Annotated in this window: 17 protein-coding genes, 1 tRNA gene and 4 pseudogenes; 13 read left to right on the top strand and 9 right to left on the bottom strand. The window is 34.4% G+C overall.

What is annotated here, in order from left to right:
* Nucleotides 1-20: 20 nt before the first annotated feature.
* Nucleotides 21-1,154: pseudogene (locus LB100_RS04955) on the bottom strand (hypothetical protein); the annotation flags it as partial.
* A 914-nt stretch (nt 1,155-2,068) separates the two neighbouring features.
* On the opposite strand from LB100_RS04955, the gene LB100_RS04960 reads away from it, so the two are divergent.
* Nucleotides 2,069-2,746, top strand: coding sequence for a hypothetical protein (locus LB100_RS04960; RefSeq protein WP_456201609.1), 678 nt, complete (start codon nt 2,069-2,071; stop codon nt 2,744-2,746).
* On the opposite strand, the gene LB100_RS04965 is transcribed toward LB100_RS04960, so the two are convergent.
* Nucleotides 2,743-3,162, bottom strand: a complete 420-nt coding sequence (locus tag LB100_RS04965; RefSeq protein WP_456201618.1) for a transcription antitermination factor NusB — start codon at nt 3,160-3,162, stop codon at nt 2,743-2,745. The genes LB100_RS04960 and LB100_RS04965 overlap by 4 nt on opposite strands.
* Before the next feature lie 66 nt (nt 3,163-3,228).
* Here LB100_RS04965 and pheS point away from each other — a divergent pair, with 66 nt between their 5' ends.
* From pheS to metK, 9 genes and pseudogenes are all read left to right on the top strand, one after another.
* Nucleotides 3,229-4,272: a phenylalanine--tRNA ligase subunit alpha gene (gene pheS / locus LB100_RS04970; protein ID WP_456201610.1), complete on the top strand. Its 1,044-nt coding sequence runs from the start codon at nt 3,229-3,231 to the stop codon at nt 4,270-4,272.
* The gene (locus tag LB100_RS04975) at nt 4,273-5,508 is read left to right on the top strand and encodes an NTP transferase domain-containing protein (RefSeq protein ID WP_264719958.1); all 1,236 of its coding nucleotides are present in this window, start codon (nt 4,273-4,275) and stop codon (nt 5,506-5,508) included.
* A gap of 78 nt (nt 5,509-5,586) precedes the next feature.
* Complete coding sequence (locus LB100_RS04980; RefSeq protein WP_264720216.1) at nt 5,587-6,147, top strand: hypothetical protein; 561 nt, start codon at nt 5,587-5,589, stop codon at nt 6,145-6,147.
* Nucleotides 6,148-6,382: 235 nt separating this feature from the next.
* Nucleotides 6,383-6,853 carry a P44/Msp2 family outer membrane protein gene (locus LB100_RS04985; RefSeq protein ID WP_456201611.1) on the top strand — a complete coding sequence of 157 codons (471 nt, stop codon included), beginning with the start codon at nt 6,383-6,385 and terminating at the stop codon, nt 6,851-6,853.
* 235 nt (nt 6,854-7,088) lie between these two features.
* Nucleotides 7,089-7,564: pseudogene (locus LB100_RS04990) on the top strand (outer membrane protein).
* A 216-nt stretch (nt 7,565-7,780) separates the two neighbouring features.
* Nucleotides 7,781-8,083, top strand: coding sequence for a 50S ribosomal protein L21 (gene rplU / locus LB100_RS04995; RefSeq protein WP_015588327.1), 303 nt, complete (start codon nt 7,781-7,783; stop codon nt 8,081-8,083).
* Between the two features lie 10 nt (nt 8,084-8,093).
* Nucleotides 8,094-8,363 (top strand): 50S ribosomal protein L27, encoded by a 270-nt coding sequence (rpmA, locus tag LB100_RS05000; RefSeq protein ID WP_006012184.1) that lies wholly within the window; start codon nt 8,094-8,096, stop codon nt 8,361-8,363.
* Between the two features lie 8 nt (nt 8,364-8,371).
* Nucleotides 8,372-8,448, top strand: a tRNA-Ile gene (locus tag LB100_RS05005).
* A 39-nt stretch (nt 8,449-8,487) separates the two neighbouring features.
* A complete protein-coding gene (gene metK / locus LB100_RS05010) occupies nt 8,488-9,654 on the top strand; it encodes a methionine adenosyltransferase (RefSeq protein WP_456201612.1) in 1,167 nt (388 codons plus the stop codon).
* Between the two features lie 205 nt (nt 9,655-9,859).
* Here metK and LB100_RS05015 read toward each other — a convergent pair whose 3' ends face one another.
* The gene (locus LB100_RS05015; protein WP_456201253.1) at nt 9,860-11,206 is read right to left on the bottom strand and encodes an IS110 family RNA-guided transposase; all 1,347 of its coding nucleotides are present in this window, start codon (nt 11,204-11,206) and stop codon (nt 9,860-9,862) included.
* A gap of 262 nt (nt 11,207-11,468) precedes the next feature.
* A complete protein-coding gene (locus LB100_RS05020) occupies nt 11,469-11,636 on the bottom strand; it encodes a hypothetical protein (protein ID WP_456201619.1) in 168 nt (55 codons plus the stop codon).
* A gap of 146 nt (nt 11,637-11,782) precedes the next feature.
* Between LB100_RS05020 and LB100_RS05025 the strand changes: the two genes are divergently transcribed.
* Both LB100_RS05025 and LB100_RS05030 read left to right on the top strand, forming a co-directional pair.
* Complete coding sequence (locus tag LB100_RS05025; protein ID WP_456201613.1) at nt 11,783-14,356, top strand: valine--tRNA ligase; 2,574 nt, start codon at nt 11,783-11,785, stop codon at nt 14,354-14,356.
* A gap of 41 nt (nt 14,357-14,397) precedes the next feature.
* Complete coding sequence (locus LB100_RS05030) at nt 14,398-16,494, top strand: hypothetical protein (protein WP_456201614.1); 2,097 nt, start codon at nt 14,398-14,400, stop codon at nt 16,492-16,494.
* A gap of 35 nt (nt 16,495-16,529) precedes the next feature.
* On the opposite strand, the pseudogene LB100_RS05035 reads toward LB100_RS05030, so the two are convergent.
* The 4 genes and pseudogenes from LB100_RS05035 to LB100_RS05050 all read right to left on the bottom strand — a co-directional run.
* Nucleotides 16,530-17,190: pseudogene (locus LB100_RS05035) on the bottom strand (IS256 family transposase); the annotation flags it as partial.
* Nucleotides 17,172-17,459: a hypothetical protein gene (locus LB100_RS05040; protein ID WP_456201615.1), complete on the bottom strand. Its 288-nt coding sequence runs from the start codon at nt 17,457-17,459 to the stop codon at nt 17,172-17,174. The pseudogene LB100_RS05035 and the gene LB100_RS05040, both read right to left, overlap by 19 nt.
* Before the next feature lie 230 nt (nt 17,460-17,689).
* Entirely contained in the window at nt 17,690-20,353 is a 2,664-nt protein-coding gene (locus tag LB100_RS05045) for a 2-oxoglutarate dehydrogenase E1 component (protein WP_456201616.1), read from the bottom strand.
* 281 nt (nt 20,354-20,634) lie between these two features.
* Nucleotides 20,635-21,975: an ankyrin repeat domain-containing protein gene (locus LB100_RS05050; protein ID WP_456201617.1), complete on the bottom strand. Its 1,341-nt coding sequence runs from the start codon at nt 21,973-21,975 to the stop codon at nt 20,635-20,637.
* Nucleotides 21,976-22,582: 607 nt separating this feature from the next.
* On the opposite strand from LB100_RS05050, the gene LB100_RS05055 reads away from it, so the two are divergent.
* Nucleotides 22,583-22,738, top strand: coding sequence for a hypothetical protein (locus tag LB100_RS05055; protein WP_264336876.1), 156 nt, complete (start codon nt 22,583-22,585; stop codon nt 22,736-22,738).
* A gap of 387 nt (nt 22,739-23,125) precedes the next feature.
* Here the strand turns inward: LB100_RS05055 and LB100_RS05060 are convergent.
* Nucleotides 23,126-23,396, bottom strand: a pseudogene (locus LB100_RS05060) (hypothetical protein); the annotation flags it as partial.

A 23,396-nucleotide genomic window follows, 5' to 3' on the forward strand; every position in this document is an offset into this window, starting at 1 on the left:
TTTTTTTTGGTCTAGTTTATGGGGTGCATTATAACCTCTAGCACTTCTGATATCTCATTCGGCTCTAATATTTCATGTAGTTGTTTATCTTGGAAATAAATAATATTAAACACTGAGTTGAAAATATTGTAAAATGCATCTGAATCTTGATTTTTATATTCACTTATTACTTCTACGAATATTTCATCAAGTTTTTTTCCCTTGTGCTCAGCCAAATTATCTATCATAGCTACTCTAGCATCAAGTTGAACTTGTTTTATGATTGATTGTTTTTCCTCTTCTGATAGCTCTTTGACCTGATTTTCGGATTTCTTTTTTCTGTTAGCTTTAAAATAATCTGTGTGCGAAGTAGTTTGACCTATATCCCGCTCTATTTCTTGAGGGACTAAATTTCTTGTGGCATCCTCATTTTTAGCTTTTTCTGCATGCTTTAGCTGTTCATTCAAAAATGCCTCGATTTGTTGCAAGCTATTGAGGTTGATGTTTTTAACTTCTGTTTGTAGCGTTATTGTTATGCCCTGCAGGAGGATTTGAATTGAAGCATTACTTATGAATTCTTCTACAGTTTTATTAGCTTTATGGTAGTTGTTGTATAGTTCTTCGCTTTCTTTTGCTACTTTTATATTGGCTGTGAAGTTTTTCTCCTGAGAAAGGCAGATTTTAAAAAAGTCAATAAAATGTTTTATTTGAGGTAATATTGTATTAGGGTTTACCTCTGTTAGCAGCTTGATCTTAAATGAAAATTCTTGTGTATCACTTGTAACACTTCTTGAGCGAATAGTGCTGATTTCTACTACTTCATCGGAAAATACTTTGCCTATCTCTTTAGATTTATCTTTGAAAAATTTAGGTAAATCTTCTACCTCATATTTTTTCTCAGCTCCAACTTTGGTGAGATTTTTTTCTGTGTCTTGAGCTTTATTTTTAAATAAATTCTTTGCTTGTTTCTGCAGTGTGGTATTAAGGTTAGTAACATCTTCCTTTATGTTTTCACAATCTTTTTTAAAGGACTTAGAGAAATCTTCTATTTCATGTGTTACCTTATTTTGAATTTCGGAAGCTGCTGTATGTATGGTTTTTTTAGCCTTATCCATAAAAGACTTAAATGAATTTTTTGTTTGCTCCCACGGAGTTGTGGTATCATTACTGTGCATGTTTCTAATTTTTTAATTTATTAATATAATATTAACAAAAAAATATAATTAGTCAATAAATTAATAATTATAGCACCCTTGCATAACAGCGGCGTGTTGGATTCAATAAGAGCAGAAAAAGTTACTTTACAAATCTCATCAATCTTCTTATCATAACAATAAGAGTGTTTATCCTTGTTTTTAATCTCTGCAGATTTAACAACAAAATTCAGTAAAAAACTCAGGTATATATTGGCAGATTACATAAAATTATAGCGGCTGCATGTCTTTTTTATTTTTTCTACATTCAGCCAAAACGCGCTTTAAATAAGCGTTAGCACATTATTACAATGCCGATTTACATTATTATAGGGTTAAAACTCACTACTGGGGGATTCTTTTGCCTTTTTTTGCTTGGTAAATTTCTTAATATTTTGGATTAGTTAGGAGTCCTATAGAGATGTCATTTTAGTGCTTCTTATTACCTGTTCTGGATCCCAGTGTTATGCAACTGGGATGACACCACAGGGGCTACTTGAATGGCAAGAAAGAGGGCTACTTGGATGACAGGGAAAGGAGTACCTAAATGACAGATCAAAAGCTTTTACCTTTTTTCTATTTAGTAAATTTCTTGATGCTATAACTAAAGCAATTTAGTAGCACGTAGTATAATATCAAACCTTTTTATGCGCCAACTTTTATCTACTTCCATCATGTTTCGCAGTAGGTCTATCTGCTGTTGTACCAAGAGGTATTGCATAACAACTGCATTTAAGCTTTCGATTACTCCTTTACAAAACGTATTTATGAAGAAATCGACCGCGGTGAAGGGGGCTTTGTCTCAAGTCGTAGATAATTTATTGTCTATAAGTTGACTATACTAACTTTTTCATATATAATATTAATATATTATTAATTTATTTTCAGGAGTAATTATGTTAACTTTTAAAAAAGATCGTAAAACAACAGACACGGCAGTTATATTACTTGCTTCTCTGTGTGCCATTGGAAGCGCAGTATTAATATTCTCATTACCATTTTTAGCGCCTGCAGCTTTAGCTTCACTTGGAGCGTTTTTTGCTACATTTCCTGGGATATTTATCTCAATACTTGTTTGCTCTTTACTACTGACTTTAGCATTTGGTGCTATCGTTACCGCATTTGAAACATCTAAGAACCGTAGTACAACAGTGAAAGAAAAAATGGATGGGAAGATTGTTGTTGATAGTGCAGGATGTCTGCAGTTGAAAGTAACAGATGAAGCTCTTGAGTTTCTCAAAGAAAACAACCAAAATAAGAATCAAGATGGCATTGTTATCCCCGATGAGTATCGTATAGATTTTCCCTTCAACGATAAGAGTTACTACATAACTGCTAAAGATGAGTCAGGTATATCTGACAATAATAGCTGCTTAAAAATAAATTCACTAGCAGTAAAAAATGATGAAGGTGAGTTTAAATTAATAGATGGAAGTGACCAACAGCTCAAAACGTTAAGTTTAGGCTCTGAAGAAAATGATGCTAAAGAACTAACCATTGAACTTACGCCAAGCTCAATTGTTAAATCACCAGAAGCTGAACAACAAAAGAACGAAAGATCATTATCCAACTAAGTATAAAAGGGGTAGACTAAATAAGTCTGCCCTTCATTTTTTAGTGTTAGGTTACTTAAACTTATTGTAGAAACTGCTGCAATGTTAGTATATTCATTAATAACAATTGGTGCTGGTGTATCAAAATCAATTAACTCACATACTGCAATACGCAAAATAGATAAGCTTATAAGATTTAACCGTGAAAGTGACCAGCTTGGGTGTAAATAAGACTCTATTATTTTATCATATTCTTCACTGCTTTTTATAACCTTACATAACAAGTTTTCTAAGAACTGATGTTCAAATTCTTCACATTCAAATATATCTTTCAACGTACTTATGTAATCTTTAAGCTCACAATTTTCCAATTTAAAAGTGTAACCTATGAAGATATTCAAATAAACAACCTGTATGGTTGCTATACTCCTTTTTATTCAAATAGTTTTATTGATGATATTAAAGATTTCACTATAATAAAAATTTAAGCTGGCGTTTTTAAGGTGAACAAAGAGCTAATAAGTGAAATACCTTTACTTGAAGATAAGGTAATTTCTGAGATTGAAAATGCTGCTTCTTTGCAGGATTTAGAAAAAGTTAGGTTGTCATACTTGGGGAGAAAGGGTGTAGTAAAAGCTTATTTCGATGACTTAAAGAATATAGATGATGCAGGAGAGAAACGCGACCTAGGTGCAGTGATTAATGTTTTACGCAATAAGATAGACCAGCTTATAACAAGCAAAGAAAATGAACTGAAAGATAAAGAAGTTAAGTTAAAACTGCAAAATGAAGCAGTTGATATCACACTGCCTGTCAGACCAGAAAGAATTGGCAAGATTCATCCACTCAGTAAAGTTATAAGTGAAGTGAAGCTCATTTTTGCGCATATGGGCTTTAAAGCAGTTGATGGTCCTGATATTGAAGATGAATTTCACGTATTTGATGCATTAAATACTCCAAGTCACCACCCTGCACGAGAGGAGCAAGATACCTTCTATTTAAGGAATAAAATAAATGATAAAAGAATGGTGCTGCGCACTCATACCTCATCTGTGCAGATTAGAACCATGGAAAAGACAAAAACTTTTCCAATTAAAATAGTGGCTGCAGGCAGGGTATACAGAAATGACTTTGATGCAACTCACACTCCTATGTTTCATCAGATAGAAGGACTTTATGTTAATGAAAATGTCAATATGGGCCAATTAAAATTTACTATTCATTGCTTCCTTAGTAAATTTTTCGGAGATAAGGGTCTAAGAATACGCTTTCGTAATAGTTTTTTCCCTTTTACTGAACCTTCTGCGGAAGTGGACATAAGCTATAAAGATAGTAAATGGATTGAAGTACTTGGATGTGGTATGGTGCATCCAAATGTCTTTAAAAATGTTGGAATAGACCATACTAAATACAGTGGCTTTGCATTTGGAATTGGCATAGAAAGGCTTGCGATGCTGAAATATCAAATTGGTGATCTAAGGAGTTTTTACGACAACAAAATCAATTGGCTCAACCATTATGGTTTTCATTTTTCGTTTTTAAGATAAGTGACAAATAAATCTTATACATTTGTTGTACTTGCTGCTGGGCATGGTAAACGAATGAATTCAAGCTTGCCTAAGGTTCTGCACAAAATAGGTAATTTCTCCATGCTTGAGCACGTCATTTACAATGCAAAGCAGCTAAATCCTGAAAATATTGCTGTTGTAGTTGATCAGCCTTTAATTGAAAGACTAAAGTGCTTTGAGGATATAAAATTAATTACACAAGAGTCAACGCTCGGCACAGGGGATGCAGTCAAAATTGCAATGAGAAACCTGAAAGAATTATCAGACATAGTTGTTGTGCAGTATGGAGATACTCCGCTGATAAAAAGCAGCACAATAACTAAAATGATAAGCTGCTTAGGAGAGAGCAATGCTTTAGTTTGTCTTGGGTTTAAAACTGATAATAAAGGATACGGTAGACTAATTATTGAGAACGGTTCCCTAAGAGAAATAGTAGAAGTACAAAATGGTAGAAATAATGATGAGGAATTTCTTGCTAATGCTGGAATAATGGTTGCATATACAAAAGATTTACATGAATTAGTGGAGAAAATAGAGTGTAATAATCAAGCTCGCGAATATTACCTGACTGATATAGTTGCCATTGCAGTAAAGAGTAATTTAAATGTTGGCTATGTTATTGCTGATGAGGAGGAGGCAACTGGCATAAATAATAGGAATGACCTTGCAACGGCCGAGTTTTACTTTCAAGAAGAAAAAAGAAAGTTTTTCACTAACTCTGGAGTAACACTTGTTGCTCCAGAAACTGTTTTCTTCTCTCTTGATACGCAAATTGGTATGGATTCGATTGTTTACCCATACGTTTTTTTTGGTCCTGGAGTAAAAATAGGATCTGGTGTTAGGGTTGGTCCATTTGCCAAATGTGAAAATACAACAATAGGTGATGGTGCAATCATAGGTAATTTTGTTGAAACAAAAGCAAGTGATATAGGTATAAATACTAAGATAAAGCACTTAAGTTATATAGGAAATACTCAGGTAGGGCAGGGGAGTAACATAGGTGCAGGTACCGTTATTTGTAATTATGATGGGAAAAAGAAACATAAAACAAATATTGGAAGCAATTGTTTTATTGGTGCCAATAGTTCATTAATTGCACCGCTTAATGTTCATGATGACTCTCTAGTTGCAGCAGGTAGCGTTATAGTAGAGGATGTGCCAGAGAAAAGTCTTGCAATTGCAAGAGAAAGGCAAATAACTAAGAAAATAAAATAACTCTAATTTTTATTACGCGAATTATGTTATTTTTAATATATGCATTAGTATACATGTATATCAATATACATGTTAAAAATGAAAAAGTTGCTGATTTTGGTGGTCTGTTGTTTCCTGTCAGTACCGTCTTTTGGAGTTGATTGGATTAAAGATAGAATTTATACTTCTTTGTCATATAGCCGGCTTGGTGTTAATTATGACGTTGGTTTTCACTATACAAATAGCACTAAAATTTCAGTTGGCTATGTAATCAAACCTATTATTAATTCTGTAATCAAACCTACTCTTGATGAAGAATTTGGAGGAGTTATAGGGCTTATGGCAAAGCTTCATTATCATCATAAATTTGAAGGTACGAATATGACTCGTTATATTACTGCTGGTGTTGGTGCTGTTATAGTTCGTACAATGAAGGCTAAACCTAATGTAAGTAGAGCTGATAATGTAGGTGAAAACATAAGTACCCTATTGGCAGAGGTTTTCGAAACTATAGTCAATGATAAATTTTTTTCTTATCAAATAGGTGCTGGTATTAATCTTCCACTTTCTGAAAGAACAAGTGTTTTTGCTGGCTACAAATTGCAAAGGTTTCATAAAATTTTCCATGGAATTGAGCTAGGAATGAGCTTTAATTTGTAAACTCTGATTGAATATTTTTAGTAAAGGCTAGTGGGAAATTATATTGAAGCGAAAGTAAGTGATGTAGACTCAAATGATGATTGCAGCAGATAGTGAAAGATATGCCAATTTGCAATTGCAAGAGAAAGGCAAATAACAAAAAAAATAAAATAATTCCAATTTTTTACTTGCAATTTATACTATTTTTAATATTTATATGCTTGTATATGCATATATTAATCTTTGGAGGATAAAAATGAAAAAGTTACTTACTTTGTTGGCTTGCTGTTCTTTGTCAGCACCGTCTTTTGGAGTTGATTGGGTTAAAGATAGAACCTACACCTCTTCGTCGTATGGCATGCTTGGTATTAATTATGATCTTGGCTATCACTGTATAGATAGCATTAAAATTTCATTTGGTCCTGCAGTTAAACTTGTTATGAATGAAGGGATTTTAGACGCGGGACTTATGGCAAAGCTTCACTATCATCATCAATTTGAAAATACAGATATTACTCCTTATGTTACTTTTGGTCTGGGAGGTGTTGCTAAAATTCCTCTTTCAGAAAATCAAGGGCCAGACGTAGAAGAATTTTTTTCTTATCAAATAGGTGCTGGTATTAATCTTCCACTTTCTGAGAGAACAAGTGTTTTTGCTGGCTACAAGCTGCAAAAGTTCCATGAACTTTCGCATGGGGTTGAATTTGGAATGAGTTTTAATTTGTAAAATCTGATTGAATGTTTTTAGTGAAGTCTGGTTTGAATTTTTGTTGAAATAAAAGCAAGTTATATAGGCTAAAATGATGATTGCAGTAGGTAATAAAATGTGAAAAAGAAAAGTTTGGCAATTGCAAGAGAAAGGCAAGTAGCTAAAAAAGTGATTCCGATTTTATTATGTAAGTTATGTGATTTTTAACTTTTCTATGGATATATATGCGTATATTCATGGTTAGAGGGTGAAAATGAAAAAATTACTTACTTTGGTTATCTGCTGTTCTTTGTCAGCACCGTCTTTTGGAGTTGATTGGATTAAAAATAGAATCTACACTTCCTTTTCAGGTGGGGTTGGTGCTAATGTTGATCTTGGCTATCACTATACAGATAGCATTAAAATTTCAGCTGGTCCTGTATTGAAATCTGTTTTGTTTGGAGGATCTTTGGCAGAGTTAGGATTCATGGCAAAGCTTCATTATAATCATCAATTTGAAAGTACGGATATTACTCCTTATGTTACTTTTGGTGTAGGAGGTGGAGCTAAAGTATCTCAACCAGCACAGCAAGGTCAACAGCTAGACGTAAAAAAGTTTTTTCCTACCAGATAGGTGCTGGTATTAATCTTCCACTTTCTGAGAGAACGAATGTTTTCGCTGGCTATAAACTTCACAAGTTCAGTAATTTTTCTCATGGGTTTGAACTTGGAATGAGTTTTAATTTATAAGCTCCGATTGAATGTTTTTAGTGAAAGCTTGAGTTTTTATTAACGTCGTAAAGTTTTCATGATACTAAGAGAATTTGAGAGTAGTCAAGTTTTAAAACTTGACTACTCTCCAAGGAAAAGCAGATAAAGGTAGAAGTATTTCATGTTTTTATTTATATTGACAGTATGTGTAACATCATTTACGATTAGTGTTAATAACAATAATTGATATTTGTCATGTTTGCAGTAATCGAAACTGGTGGAAAGCAGTATTTAGTAAAAAAAGGCAGCATAATTAAAGTAGAAAGATTACAAGCTGAAGAAAAAGAGGAAGTGGAAATCAATAAAGTGATTTGTGTTTCAAGTAATGGCTTATCTTGTTCATCTAATGCTGTTGTTAAAGCTGAAGTACTGGAGCAGTGTAGAGATAAAAAAATTATAATCTTTAAGAAAAAGAGAAGAAAAAATTACCGTAGGAAAAATGGTCATAGGCAGTATATTACTGTTCTTCGTATCAATGAAATTAGTCTTCAAAAGTAAGAGGTAAGATATGGCAACTAAAAAATCAGGTGGTAGTTCCTGTAATGGTAGAGATTCGGCAGGGCGTCGGCTCGGGATAAAGAAGAATGGTGAGGTTATTCCAGGTAACATAATTGTACGTCAAAGAGGTACAAAATTTCATCCTGGAAAGAATGTTGGTATGGGTAAAGATCATACGATTTTTGCTAAAACGAAAGGCTGGGTGAGTTTTAGAAAATCAGCAAATAAAAAGACGTTTATTGATGTTGTGCCTACAGATGATATGCAAGCCTTGGCTTGAATAGATACGGGTCTGTAGCTCAGGTGGTTAGAGCGCACGCCTGATAAGCGTGAGGTCGGAGGTTCAACTCTTCCCAGACCCACCATTTAAATTTGCAATAGTTTTGATATTGTGTAACTAAACGATGGTTTTACATAAGAATTCAGTAACCAGTGAATCAGTAGCAGCCGGTCATCCAGACAAAGTAGCAGACCAGATTTCAGATGCAATACTTGACGAATACCTTTTTAATGACTCTTCTTCTCGTACTGCAATAGAGACTTTAGTTACTAAAGATAATGTTATTATAGCTGGGGAAGTATTTGGACCGAACATTGAAAATAGCAAGATTGAAAGTATTGTACGGAATACAATAAAAGGTATTGGTTATGAGCATGATGGTTTCCACTGGGAAACAGTGAAAGTAAATATATTGCTACATGAACAATCAAATGACATTGCAATAGGTGTGGATCAAGGTGCTGGGAATCAGGGCATAATGTATGGCTATGCAACAATAGAGACAGAAAGCCTCATGCCGGCACCCATTTTTTATGCACACTCGATTCTGAGAAATATCATGAGTATGGTCAAAGGGGTAAAGCTTGGTCCGGATGCAAAATCGCAAATCACTTTGGCGTATGAGAATAACCTTCCAGTGCGTGCTGAAAGTATTGTTGTTTCAATACAGCATCTTGAGGATCTGAGTCAATCGAAAGTGAAGGAAATAATTTATCCTTACATAGCTTCATCTTTACCTGAAGGGTGGATGTGCCCTAAAGAAAATCTCTTAGTCAATCCAACAGGTAGATTTGTTATTGGTGGACCAGTTGGTGATTGTGGATTAACCGGACGAAAAATTATGGTTGATACTTATGGAGGCTATATTCCACACGGTGGAGGAGCGTTTTCTGGAAAAGATGCAACAAAAGTTGATAGATCCGCAGCTTATATGGCGAGATACCTTGCTAAAAATATTGTCTTTGCAGGTTTAGCTGAACGTTGTCTTGTGCAGCTTTCTTATGCAATTGGTGTCTCAAAACCTACTTCATTTTACATTGATACATTTGGCACGAATACAATAGATGAAGAGAGGATTAAAGGGTTTATTGAAGGTAACATAGATTTATCAACTAAAGGCATAATAAGACATTTATCACTTAATCGTCCTATATATAAACGTACAGCCTGCTATGGGCATTTTGGTAAAGAATCGGAAAGTGATGGTGGATTTTCTTGGGAAGGTGTGGACTTATCTACTGATTTTTGTAAAGAATTTAATATAGAAGAAAAAAAGAGAGAATTTCTTTAAACTATTAAACTCTTTTATTTCTAGCTTGATACTGATATAATAACTTATTATAAATTGTAAGTAACTTTTTAGTAACTATACTAGTTTTAATATTTATGAGGCTTACAAGATGTCCGACAAACCAAAAGAAGAATTTTACGATATTGCTGTAAGAGAGTCATCTGGCCTTATTGAAAAAATAATAAAACATCCTTCTAACAAACTCCTAAGAACCTTTTTCATCTATCGGCTCCTCTTTCATTAGTATATAACCAAATTCCTTTGCTTTTTTAAGCAAATTTTTGACTACTCTCTCTTTGTAAAGTGTTTCATAATAGTTCATTCCTTTCTCTACATATTCTTGTCCATATTTCAACATTTGATAAAAGATACATGCTAATTTCCTTGCTGTCGCAGTTATTGCTTTTGGTGCTCCTAGCCTTTTTTTCAGCCTTCTACTATATGCACCTATTGCACTTTTGCTTCTCAACACACAATGGGCAGCCATTCGAAATGCATTCGCAGCGCGGTTAATAACTTTACGAGTTCCTGTTCCAACAATTTTTCCTCCTGTAATTTTATTAGCAGGGCTTAATCCAAGCCAGGAAGAAAAATGTTTTTCTGTTGGCCATTTATTATGATTTATACCTGTTTCCGAAATGATAGTTTGTACACTTAATACATCAAATCCCGGGACTTTAGTAAAATCTATCCCGGTTATTCGATTTAAATCCTCATCCGCAGCAAAATCTGGACCATTCTTCTGCTTCCGCTTTCGTATTTTATTCAACATCCTGTTCTCATTTGACTTTGCCTCAAATGTTTTATAGTAACTCTCTATACTTTTATCACATTCCGTTATTTGCTCTTGAAAAAAAGTATATGCTGCATATTCTTGTTTTAGTGCAAACAAGTGTTCTTCTCTATAGTCTTCTGTTAATGCTTTTGCTATAGTAGGCTTGTCATTCTTCATGTTTGAATTTCTAAATTCAGCTAGTTTTTGGGGGTCTTTCTCTCCTTCAATTATTGCTTTAATAATTTTCATGCCTGTTAAACCGTTGATATCACTAATAACCTTATGCAATTGAATATTCATTTGAATTAGCGCTTTTTGCATACGTTGAGTATGTTTAGCTGCATTTTCAATTAGATTAGCACGTTGTCTAACGTAACTACGCAATACACACATTTGATTATCCGGTCTAAATGATCCTTGAAGCAGTCCATAGCTGTGCAATTGTTGCAGCCATTGACAATCCTGAACATCAGACTTTCTACCAGGCACATTTTTGACATGTCGCGCATTTACTAGTTTTACCTCAAATTTATATGATTCTAATATTTGAAATAAGGGAATCCAATATACTCCAGTTGACTCCATGGCCACAGTTCTAACCTGACACTTTTTTAACCACTTTGCTAAGTTGTGTAGATCTACTGTAAAGCACCCAAATTTTTGGATACGTTGTTCATCTCTTCCTTCAGGTACACATACATAATGTACAGTCGAGCCAATATCAATCCCTGATGCGTCAGGGTTTATTATTTTTAATTTACTTTTTGCTTCTGCCATATAAAATTCCTCCTATACTATTATGATAAGAAGCACTTCAGCTTGGGACGGTTAGGTTATACAATCTTCTAAACGAGGTAGTCCAGAAAGAACTCCATCAATGGCTTTACCGTTTCCCCCAAAACCATGCTTTCAAACGGGCATTTATAGCACCATTGATTGTTTCGGTTATAGCTGCAGAAGCGCTTCTTCGTAAAACTATATCCAAAAAACATAAAGTAAAGAGAAAGAGTTTCTTTTTGGTTTTACAGATTTCGTCTGTTCAGGCTTTCAATGTAGCTATTGCATCTTCTGAGCTTTTTTTAACTTCTAGTTCCAACACGTCCTCAAGCAATTCTGCTAGTTTTATTTTTTCGTTGGAGGGCAGATAGTATGGATCATATAGAGCATTAACAAGATCTTGTAAATCAGAAAATTTAAAATCAGGCATAATAAACCTCAATACTAAAAATTTATCGTGTAATACATAAAAAACTAAAATCAAGAAATTTTGTATTATAAACTAAAATGTCAGACATTAAAATTGCTGTATTTGCTCAATTGTGCTAATTTAAAGCTTAAAACTGAAAAATATTTATGTTGGAAGAAAAATACAGCTTTAGAGAAGTTGAAAACAAATACAATGTATTATGGGAAGGAAGTAAAGTTTATAAATGGAGTAGTGAAAAGGGTAACACTTTCACTATAGATACGCCCCCACCAACGATATCAGGAAAGTTGCATATTGGCCATATATTCAGCTATTGCCACACAGACTTTATTGCAAGATTTCAGCGTATGCTGGGAAAAGATGTATTTTATCCAATTGGGTTTGATGATAATGGCCTTCCGACTGAAAGGTTAGTTGAGCAAACCTATAAAACCCGCGCAAAAGAAGTTGGCAGAGAAAAATTTATAGAGATGTGCCATGAGGTTATTGAAAAATCAAAGCAAGAATTCAAGGAATTGTTTAAATCAGTTGGCATTAGCTATGACTGGGATTTGGAATACCACACGATCAGCAAGGAAGCTGTGGCACTTTCTCAAATGTCATTCATTGATCTATATAATAAAGAGTATGCATACAGAAAAATGCAACCTATTCTTTGGGACCCAGTCGATAAAACTGCAATTGCACAAGCAGAAATAGAGGATAAAGTCTTTGAGTCATTTTTGAACACGATAGTTTTTTCCACTGAAGAAAATGAGCAGATTAAGATTGCAACTACACGGCCTGAGTTGCTTCCAGCATGTGTTGCAGTTTTTTGCCATCCAGAAGATGCACGCTACACTCAGCTGATTGGAAAAATAGCCGTGGTGGCAATAACAGGAGCAAAAGTTCCAATAATAGCTGATGATAAAGTTAAAATAGATAAAGGTACTGGGCTTGTTATGTGCTGTACGTTTGGTGATGAGCTCGACATATATTGGCAGCAAAAGCATGGTCTGCCGATGAAAATTATTATCGATCAGGATGGTAGGATAAGTCTAGATTCAGTGTATGGTAATAATAGATCCCAGTGTCAAGGCACTGGGATGACAAAGGGGAGTGACATTCCAGTGCTTGACACTGGAATCCAGCCATTAGAGGAGACACACGCCCCAGCGCGTGACGCTGGAATCTACGATGAAATAAATGGCCTAAAGGTTAAAGAAGCAAGAAAGAGAATTATTGAAATCCTAACTGAAAAGGGCCTTTTGATAGAAAGTACTAACATTTCTCATTCCGTAAAGTGTGCAGAAAGATCTGGCGCATCACTTGAAATATTACCAACTTATCAATGGTTTATCAAGACTTTAGAGCAAAAAGCTCAAGTGTTAGATAAAGTAAAAAAGTGTAGTTGGCATCCAAAGTCTATGCGTAAACGCATGGAGGTATGGATAGAAGGGCTAAATTGGGATTGGTGCATTTCAAGACAGCGTTATTTTGGTGTGCCATTTCCGGTGTGGTATTCAAAACGTAAAGGGGAAGAGGGTAAAATCATTCTAGCTGAAGTAAAGGATTTACCTGTAGATCCACTCAAAGATTTGCCGAAAGGGTATAGTAAGGAAGAGGTTAACCCAGACCAAGATGTAATGGATACGTGGGCCACAAGTGCGATCACTCCTCAACTAAGTGCACTGGCAGTAAACAGTGAGCTCGGTTTACCAAGCCATCGGTATGATAAGATATTTCCTGCAGATCTGCGCAGCCAAAGCCATGAGATAATAAGAACTTGGGCTTTTTATACGATTTTGAAGGCACATTATCATGCAGATTCACTGCCGTGGAAAAATATCATGATTAGTGGTTGGTGTTTGGCTGATGATAAAAAAAAGATGAGTAAATCAAAAGGTAATATCATCACTCCTCATGTAATGCTTGAAACCTATGGAGCTGACGTAGTACGCTATTGGGCAGCAAACTCAAGACTTGGAGTTGACACAGTCTACTCTGAAAATATCTTCAAAATTGGCAAACGACTTGTTACGAAACTTTGGAATGCTAGCAAATTTGTTTCCATGTTTATGGAAAAACATCAAGCATTGAGCATAAATTCCATCAGTGAGACGATGGATAAGTGGATATTGTCCAAATTATATAAAGTGATAGAAAAAACGACGAACAACCTATTACAGTTTGAATACTGCGAAGCTTTGAGCGCAATAGAAGAATTTTTTTGGAAAGATTTTTGTGATAATTACTTAGAGTTAGTTAAAAAACGTGCATATGGAGATGCATTGGACAACGAGGCAAACATGAGTGCGAAACAGAGTTTGGCATATGTACTCAATATTATTTTGAGGTTATTTGCACCATTTTTGCCATACATTACAGAGGAAATATATCATCAGTTGTATAGTTATAACTCCGTTCACAATAAAAGTAATTGGCCTAACAAGGAAGAACTTATCTATGATAAGTATTCTGAGGAAATGGGAGATAATTTCGTGCAGATATTAAACCTTGTGAGAAAAATAAAAGCAGATAATAACGTATCAGTTAAGCATCTTATACAAAAGTTGATGATAAAAGCGAGTGTAAAAGAGGATGAGTTAAATTATTCTGCTCAGCATGATTTGCAGTCAGTTTGCAATGCTGAAGTGATAGAATGGGTTGAGAGTACAGAAGCAGAGCTTATAACTGAAAATAGAAAATTTACTGTAAGTTTATTGATTGATGTAACTTAGCATTCGTATTACTATACTAATTATTTAGTTGTGAGGTAATAATGATTGGTAATTCATATAATAATAAAATTGAAGAACAAAAAGATGATTATCATGACTTCATTCAAAGGTTTTTGTTTTTGCTCGGTAAGATAAAAGAAAAGAATAAATCAATTCACACTGCTGTAGCTAGTTTTCACATATTATCTTTTTTAATAAAATACAATGCCAATTTTAATGAAGATGAAGTGTATAAAGCCATTATCCAAGATTTCAATAATGTAAAGGAGGCGAGACTAGAGCTTCAAGATAAGGCTAAAAAAGTATTGAATGGGTATATTGAAAGTGGTGTTGAAACAGTGTCAATATATGGTAGTTGTGCAGAAGTTAAATTGGGAGCTAATAAAAACAAATTCAAAGTCAGTGAGTTTTTGAATAGTAATTTCTGTCAAGATAATGGAATTTCAGGATTTTCAACTCTGCATAGCAATGGAAAAAATGGAATGCACGGTTTTGTTTCTGAAGAAGGAATAAGGCACTATGTTGTAACTGATGGTGCATACGAAATGACTCTGAATTGGTGTGATGAGGACGGAAAAAAGTGCACTATTATAATTAATATTGATGCTAATGGTATAGAACTTATCGAGCGTAATCGTGTTACTGATGATCAATTGAAAGCAAATAAAAATGTAAAAATAGGTAACTTATTCTTGTATCAAATAAAATTTAGAAATAAGGAGAAAGGCAATCATAAATCATCTGAGATTGTGATAGAAAATAGTAATAGAAATATTAACATTCAAACAACTCAAGAAATTGAGCTTGGCAGCAAAGAAGCTCAAATAGGCAGTACTAAAATGCAAGACAAAATTGCACAAGTTGTAGATGACAGCTTAAAAGAAAGAATTAATAAATTGGAAAAAGAAAATACAAGATTAACTGGAAATAATCAAACTATATTAGAACAATTACAGCAAAAAATGAGAGAGGTAGAGGAATTAAATGGAAAGGTAAGGGAAAAAGATGAAGTTTTGGCTGAAGTAACACAAAAACTCAAGCAGCTAAGTGATTCGGTAGAGAGTGAATTTGAAAAGAGAAGAGTAGAGAAGGAAGAGTTAGAATCGAAGTTAAGGAAAGCACAAAGAGAGATACAAAAGTTAAGTAAAGAAAAAGCTGAATTAGTGCAAGAAAAGCAACGCTTGGAAGAATATGCTAAAGTTCTAGTTGTCAAAATAGAAAAACTAACTGATCAAAGAAAGCGATCATATCTTAAACTGGATGAATTAGTGAATAAAAATAGAAGGTTAGAACAAGAATTGAATGATACTAAAAAAGAATTAGATGATAAATATAATCAAATCCAGAGATTAGAAAGTCAATCACATGAATTAGAATCTAAAAAAGTAACAGAATTGATGACATGTTTAGAAAAGAAAGAGAAAAAAATAGCAGAGTTAGAAGCGCAGTTGCAAAAAGAAAGTTCTGAAACTTATGATTTAATACTTAAATCATCGGATTTAGAAGAAGAAAAAAGACGATTACAAGAAAAGTTAGATGAAAAAACTCAAGAAGTGATGAAACTAACTGTAGATTTAGAAGAACTAAGTAATCAATCGGAAGAGAAAGAAGCTGGGTATCTCAATAAGATCAAAGAATTAGAAAGAAATCTTGATCAAGGAAGAAAAGAATTTGAAAAATTGCGAAGTGATCTAGAAGAAGAAGATCAAAATTGTTCTGAAGAGTACGAAAAGTTACTATCTGAGAAAATTACTATGAAAAGGGGAATTTCACGTTTAGATGATCAATCTTCATTATCTCATCAAAATTATGTCAGCTTTGTAAAGGATTGTACGGGTTTGATAACAGAGATGGTAAGTTTGTTTCAAGAGAGTATAGGAGAAAAAGACAATGTGACTATGCCAAGGAGTACTATGCTAGAAATTTGCGAAAGATTTGATGAATTGATTAAGCATTGTGTAGAAAGTGATCAAGAAATACAAAAGATGCTTGAAGAAGTATTTGAACAAATTAATGATAGCCCTGCTCCTTCAGATATAAGTAATGGAGATTTATCAGCACTACCAAATAAAGAGCTGGATGAAGCTTCATATTCAGAAGATTTTGGATATTCTAGTAGATGTTCTACTCCCGTCTGATGGGAGTGTTAAATAAACTGTGTCAAACCGCATTTTTAGTTCAACTCAATTTTCAATCTGCCAGGAAAGAAAACATCAAGTTGAGAGATAGTTAATGCCCAATCATGTACAGCACTTTTCCTCTGCCTTCTTTATAGCACAATATACCTGCTTATACAAGGCATTTATGCTGGTAAATGAGCCTTTGGTCTTAGTGAATTTCCTAATTTGCCTATGTAGCCCCTCTATGGGATTGGTGGTGTAGATTATCCTCCTAACTGGACCAGAATACTTAAAATAACCAGACAAGTTTTCCCAATTATTCTGCCAAGATTTTATAACCATAGGGTACTTTGTGCCCCATTTTTCATCCAATTCTAACAGATAATTCTCGGCAATTTCCTTGCTTGAAGCTTGATATACCTTCTTTAAATCGCTCAAAAAACTCTTCGCATCTTTACCGGCCACATACTTCAGTGAGTTGCGTATCTGATGCACTATACACATCTGCACTTCCGCATTAGGAAAGACACTGTTTATAGCTGCAGAAAAGCTTTTTAGCCCATCAACGCAGGCAATAAGGATATCTTCTACTCCTCTTTCTTTGAGGTCATTTAGCACTCCCAACCAGAAGTTAGCTCCTTCACTTTCAGCCAAATAAAAACCTAATACTTCTTTTTTGCCATTTTGATCTATGCCTAATATGTTATACATGCATTATATATTATACTTGTACCTCTATCTTTCATTTCCTCGAGAAGCTTTCTATCATTTATTAGTTTGTGCAAAATGTAATCCGTAGCAGGACCTGGTTTACGAAAACGAAACATATTATTTTCTGCAAAAATAGCCTCAGCTAATTCGATAGACTTTTTATCCTCATCTATAAAAGCCTTTTTGTCTCTATTTAACCGTATGATTTTAGCCTTGCTATCGCTGCGTAGTCTAGTTTGCCCTATTAGCCTCTCAAATATTTCTGTCTTCATATATATCTTAATATAGTTAATATTAACTATATTAACTATATTAAGAAAAATAAATGAAAATGTTAATAAATATTAAGCTTTTATTAAAAAAGTAAAGTCTTTTTATATTTGTATGAGTATACAAGCAGTTTGATTGTTGTGATATATTTTCTATCGCACCCGGCTGCAGTGCCAAATATTAAGAACAATGTTCGCTTTCTAGCTTTCGCTTCAATATCTGTGAGATTGTGCTAGATACCCTGCACAACTTGCTTCAAAATTTCTGCTTGTTGCTGAGCATGGATATTAGCATAACCACATTCAGGAGATGCAGCAGCAGGTCTTGCAATGCACTTAGGTCTTTTTGCTTGAGCATTGAGGCCAGACAATACCTCTTCTATCAATGGGTTGACAAAGAACCATCCTCCCATATTTTTTGGTTCCTCTTGACACCATGTAATTTCAGCGTTCTTATATTTTTCAAGTTCACTGCCTAGTTTATCAGCCGGGAATGGATAAAATTGTTCTAAACGCACTACTGCTATATCGTTTATTTTTTGTGCTTCAAGCATTTCAATTATGTCGTAATAAACTTTACCACTACATATTACAACTTTACGTATTTTATCACTTGCAACTAAACCTTTTCTACACTCTGGAATTACCGTAAGAAATTTTCCTTCAAAGTCAGAAAGGTTAGAAACTGCGCTTTTATGACGCAATAGTGATTTAGGTGTAAACACCACTAAAGGCTTACGAAAATCTCGATTAATTTGTCGGCGTAAAGCATGAAAATAATTCGCAGGAGTAGAGCAATTAACCACCTGCATATTATCCTCTGCACAGAGCTGCAAAAACCTCTCTATACGAGCAGAACTATGCTCAGGCCCCTGCCCTTCATAACCATGAGGCAAAAGTAGAACTAGACCACTTGACCGCAACCACTTTGTTTCTGCAGATGAGATAAATTGGTCGATCATAATTTGCGCGCCATTTGCAAAATCACCGAACTGCCCTTCCCAGAGCACAAGTGAATATGGAGAGTCAAGGCTATATCCATATTCAAAACCCATCACAGCATACTCAGATAGTGCGCTATCTATAACTTCAAAGCGAGCTTGCTTCTCACTTATGTTGTTTAGTGGAATAAACTCTTCCTCCGTTGCTTGATTGATAAGTCTTGAATAACGGTGCGAGAAGGTGCCGCGACCAGAATCTTGTCCTGACAAGCGCACTCCTATTCCTTCTCTAAGCAATGACGCGAATGCGAGACTTTCAGCAGTTGCCCAGTCTATGTTGCTACCGGAATTTATACTTTCTATTCTTCCATCAAGTATTTTTCTGACCTTATTATTGATATTAAAACTGCTTGGAATATTGCTATTTATGTGTACGCCCAATTTTTTTAGCTCATCTGGTGAAACACCAGAGTCCGTATAATATTCACTCAAATCGTTCAACTTTGCTCTCCTGAGTTTTAACCACACTCCATCAAACCAGTCAGCTTTCTTCGGAGTATAAGTCGTTGACTCAGTAAGGCTTTTATCTAATCTTGTTCTAAATTCGCTGCGTAATTTACTTACTTCATCGCTACCTAGCACTTTCTCTGCAGTCAGCTTCTCTTCGTACAGCGTGCCTGGAGTTTTATGCTTTGATATTGCTTTATACATAAGTGGCTGAGTAAAATTTGGCTCATCGCCTTCATTATGGCCATATTTGCGGTAGCATATTATGTCAATCACCACATCCTTTTTAAATTTCTGCACATACTCCATTGCCAAATTCGCAACAAAACTCACAGCTTCTGGATTATCTCCATTAACATGAAATATTGGAGCTTCTATTGATTTTGCTACATCAGTGCAATAAAAAGATGAGCGTGCGCAGGATGGGTTGGCGGTAAAACCAACTTGGTTATTAATAACAATATGCACGATACCACCTACTGTATAACCTTCAATGTTGCTCAAAGTAAGGGTTTCGGCAACCACTCCCTGCCCGATGAAAGCTGCATCACCATGAATTGACACTCCAAGCACAGATCTTATATTTTGCTTCGCTCTTACTCTTCCAGCTAGAACTGGATTTACCGCCTCAAGGTGAGATGGGTTAGGACATAAACTTAAGTGTATTTTTTTACCACCAGCAAGTGCTCGATCAGAAGAGTAACCAAGGTGATATTTGACATCACCAGATACCTCAAGACCACTTGGGTATGCAAGATTGCCTTGAAATTCAGACAGCATTGCCGCATATTCTTTCCCCATAACTTTGGTTAGAACATTAAGCCGTCCTCGGTGGGCCATACCAAGAACTATTTCTTCAATACCAAAAGCTGCAGAATCACTAATAACTCTTTCAATTGCAACAATAGCTGACTCCCCACCTTCGATAGAAAAACGCTTATATCCAGGAAATTTCATATGGAGAAATTGCTCGAACATCTCAGATTCAATCAAGTGCCTTAGTATTTCTTTTTTATCCTGAGGGCTTAGCGTATAGACCTGATTTTCAATTTTCTCCTGCAGCCACACTCTTTCCTCATAAGAGGAAATATGCATAAATTCAAACCCGATGTTCTTGCAGTAAATATCTCTATATATTTTAGCATCATGCGCTGGAGAGATATTCAAATATTTCTGATAATCTATTTCTTTATTTACATGCGGTGATAATGGATTTAAGTCCGCAAAAAAATGACCGTAAGATCTGAAAAAATTTGCTAAACTAGAAACTGAATCATCCACCTTAGTTACATGTTGTGCACCGCAGGCCTCCGCTTTATTAACTTCTAAATTGCTTGAAAAAATTCTATACCAATCCTCCCCGATTGATTTATCGCCCTGCAGATAACGGCTATACATTTCTTCTACAAACTCTGCATTATCAACATAAAGGCAGCTTAGACTTAGCATAATCACTACAAAAGATATCAAATACTTATAAGTATAACTTAAGTTTTTTAAAAAAGAACTTTTTTGATCTCTGTAGATTAAGCTAATGCATTACCGCTTTCTCACAGATGTACGAACATTCATTTTTGAAGGTAAACTGCACAGCAAATGTTCAGTGCATGACACCATTTATTTTTATGGTTTTGTCTATTTTATTTTGCCACTCTGCTAAACGGATACATTTAATTCCATTTTTATCGAGCAGATAATTGTCATATATTAGCTTAGTTCTCCTGTTATACTTAAATATAAATCAGCATAGCCCTAATTTTTTTATATATTTTACTTCTTTCTCTATATTGAATAATAGGCTTGAAAATAAATGGTAAACCTATAATTGTTAAGCTTAGAGCTAGGATTGAAAGTACACAAAAGGCTTTGTGTTTACTATGCAGCTCTTTCAAGTAAAGCATCAAAAATCTACAGAATTTTTTGTAATTTTCTTCAATATTTTTTTTGCTATGAGCCTTGTCAATAAACATACCTATTGCGGTATAATCTTTACTACACTTAATTGCCCCTTTTTCTATTAATAGCTGAGCTATATCAAAATAATCCTTTTGAATAGTAAGATGCAGAGGTGTAAAACCTTGTTGATCACAAATATTCATATTGGCTTTTACTGCTAACAACATTCTTACAATTTCTACATGGCCTTTTTTAGCTGCAAGTAGCAGAGGAGTTCTGTTGCATCTAGTGACGGCATTAACGTTTACCTTAAGCTCCAATAAGAACTTAACTGCTTTAGTATCACCATTATAGCTAGCTTTATGTAACCTGGTGTTACCGTTACAATCTTGGTCATCTGCTTCTATTCCCTTTGAAACAAGAAATGTTACCATCTTCCTATTATTATTCTCAATAGCGCAATCCAGTGCATCAAAACCATGTTTGTTTTTTGTGCAAATAAACTCTTTTAACCTAGCTTTTGCTTGCTTTACAATAAGCTTTATCAGTTGCATTTTGTTGTTATATGCTGCTAGAAAAAGCGTAGTATTATTTTCTGCATCTTTTGCTTCTATGTTTGCACCTTTCTTTATCAGATATTCTATAATCTCTGCTCTACTTTCATAATGTGTAGTACATTGATAAATGGTCAAAAATAAAGGAGTACGAAAGTTGTTATCTTCACATTCAAGATTTGCTCCGCTATCAATTAAAATCTGGACGCTCTTTTTAGAACCGTATAATGAAGCTATGTGAAGAGGAGTATAGCCTTCCTCAGCATCTTTTTCATTAATTTTTGCGCCTTTTGCTATTAAAAAATCCATTAATTCTGTGTCATCTTGTAGTGTAGCAAGGTGAAGTGGAGTAAATCCATTTTTATCTCTAGAATTAATTGTCAGTTGATTAACAAGAAGTTTAGCAATTTTTTTGTGTCCATGCATAATAGCATAATGCAGTGGATTTCTATTTTCGTTGTCCACAACATTAAAGTCAGCTTCGTGCTCTAATAATGATTTTACTCCAACTAAATCGCCTTCTTTTGTAAACTTATGCAAGAGAGTGACTCCGCTTACATCTTTTGAGTTAATATCAAATCCACTTTCTACCAATTGATGTATGTCTTCCTCACACGCCATACCATTTTAATTAAACCCTTTTCGCATTAACAATACTCCCACTTAATTAAGTTTGAATGAATCTGCAAGAGATGTATCATAATTTATTTAAGTTACTAAATTCCGATATATTAAAGTCTACAATTTCGTTAATATATGGATTAAAGTGCCATTCCTTTCTTGTCATCCAAGTAGTTAACACTGTCTTAACTTACGATAGTGCCATCCCAGTGCTCCGACACTGGGATCCAGCCTTTCTTGTCAGCAAAAACTTAGAGTAACTTTTGTGCTCAAAAAAAACTCCTGGATTCCAGAATCATGCGTCAATGTTAAACAAAGTAGCATAGAATTCAAGAGGACAATTCCTAGAGAATTACTAGACCCAAAAAAAGGTAAGTCATGCTAATGTGATTTGAAAAGGACAAGCTAAATTTTTTTAATCTACAAAATGGAAAAATATAATTGATTAAAGATAACGATTGAAAGGTTGGAAAAATAAGTTAAAGAAAAGATTAATCGATATTATGCTGTATATAGTTGAATTCATAAGCAAGAATAGCCTTTTTACATTCTATAAAAGCAACGGGAAGTTGAAAAATCTGTGCCAGAAAATTAAAAGGTACCACTGTTGCAAAAGGAGCTGTTACAAAGGGCCATTCCAAAAAATGTTGAGATCGATGTAGAAGAGCAAATTAATATTGCAGAAATTGACACTCAACTATGTAAGTCTATCAATGAAAATAGCAAGAATCTTAGTATACTCAACCTATATGTGAAAAACTAGCAAAAAAAGCCCAAAATGCTTCCAATGATTTCTTTTTAGCTGAAATAAAGCTATGTGATGCTTCAGAAGAAAAATTCATCTCACTCCAAAAATCATGAGATTTCAAGCATTCCCAACAAAAAATACAAAAGGAAGGTAAACGATGGCCCTCCCTCTGCTACTTATTGGCTAGCTATTTCTAAAAGAGGCTTATCATCTTAAGTGCTGAATATGTAGTACCACCAACAATAACTCCTGTTACTAATGCAGCTGCTATAGCTATGGCCAATATTGATCATTTAACACTGGCAATACCATATCTAATACCAACTGCTAATGCAGTTATAACACTACCAATTATTATTAATAGTTTTATTATGTATTTTTGAGAATGTTTGTCACTATTCTCTATTCTAGATATGCTATTTCAAGTATTTCTAGCCAACCATAAATTTTAGTTTTTTGCTCTTCATCCTGCTCTTGATTTTTTAATATTTCTAAGATCCCCTTAAGTCTTTTACAATCATGCTGGTCTACACCAGCAAAAACTTCTTTTAATATCTTGTTATCTTCAGCTATATCTAAAATAGCTTTAATGCCTCTCTGATTATCAATAATTATAGAAAAGCCAAGCGGTGTTAGAGTATAATGCACCCCATAAACTAGACCAAAAAAAAAA

It is taken from the genome of Wolbachia endosymbiont of Protocalliphora sialia (assembly GCF_053891855.1).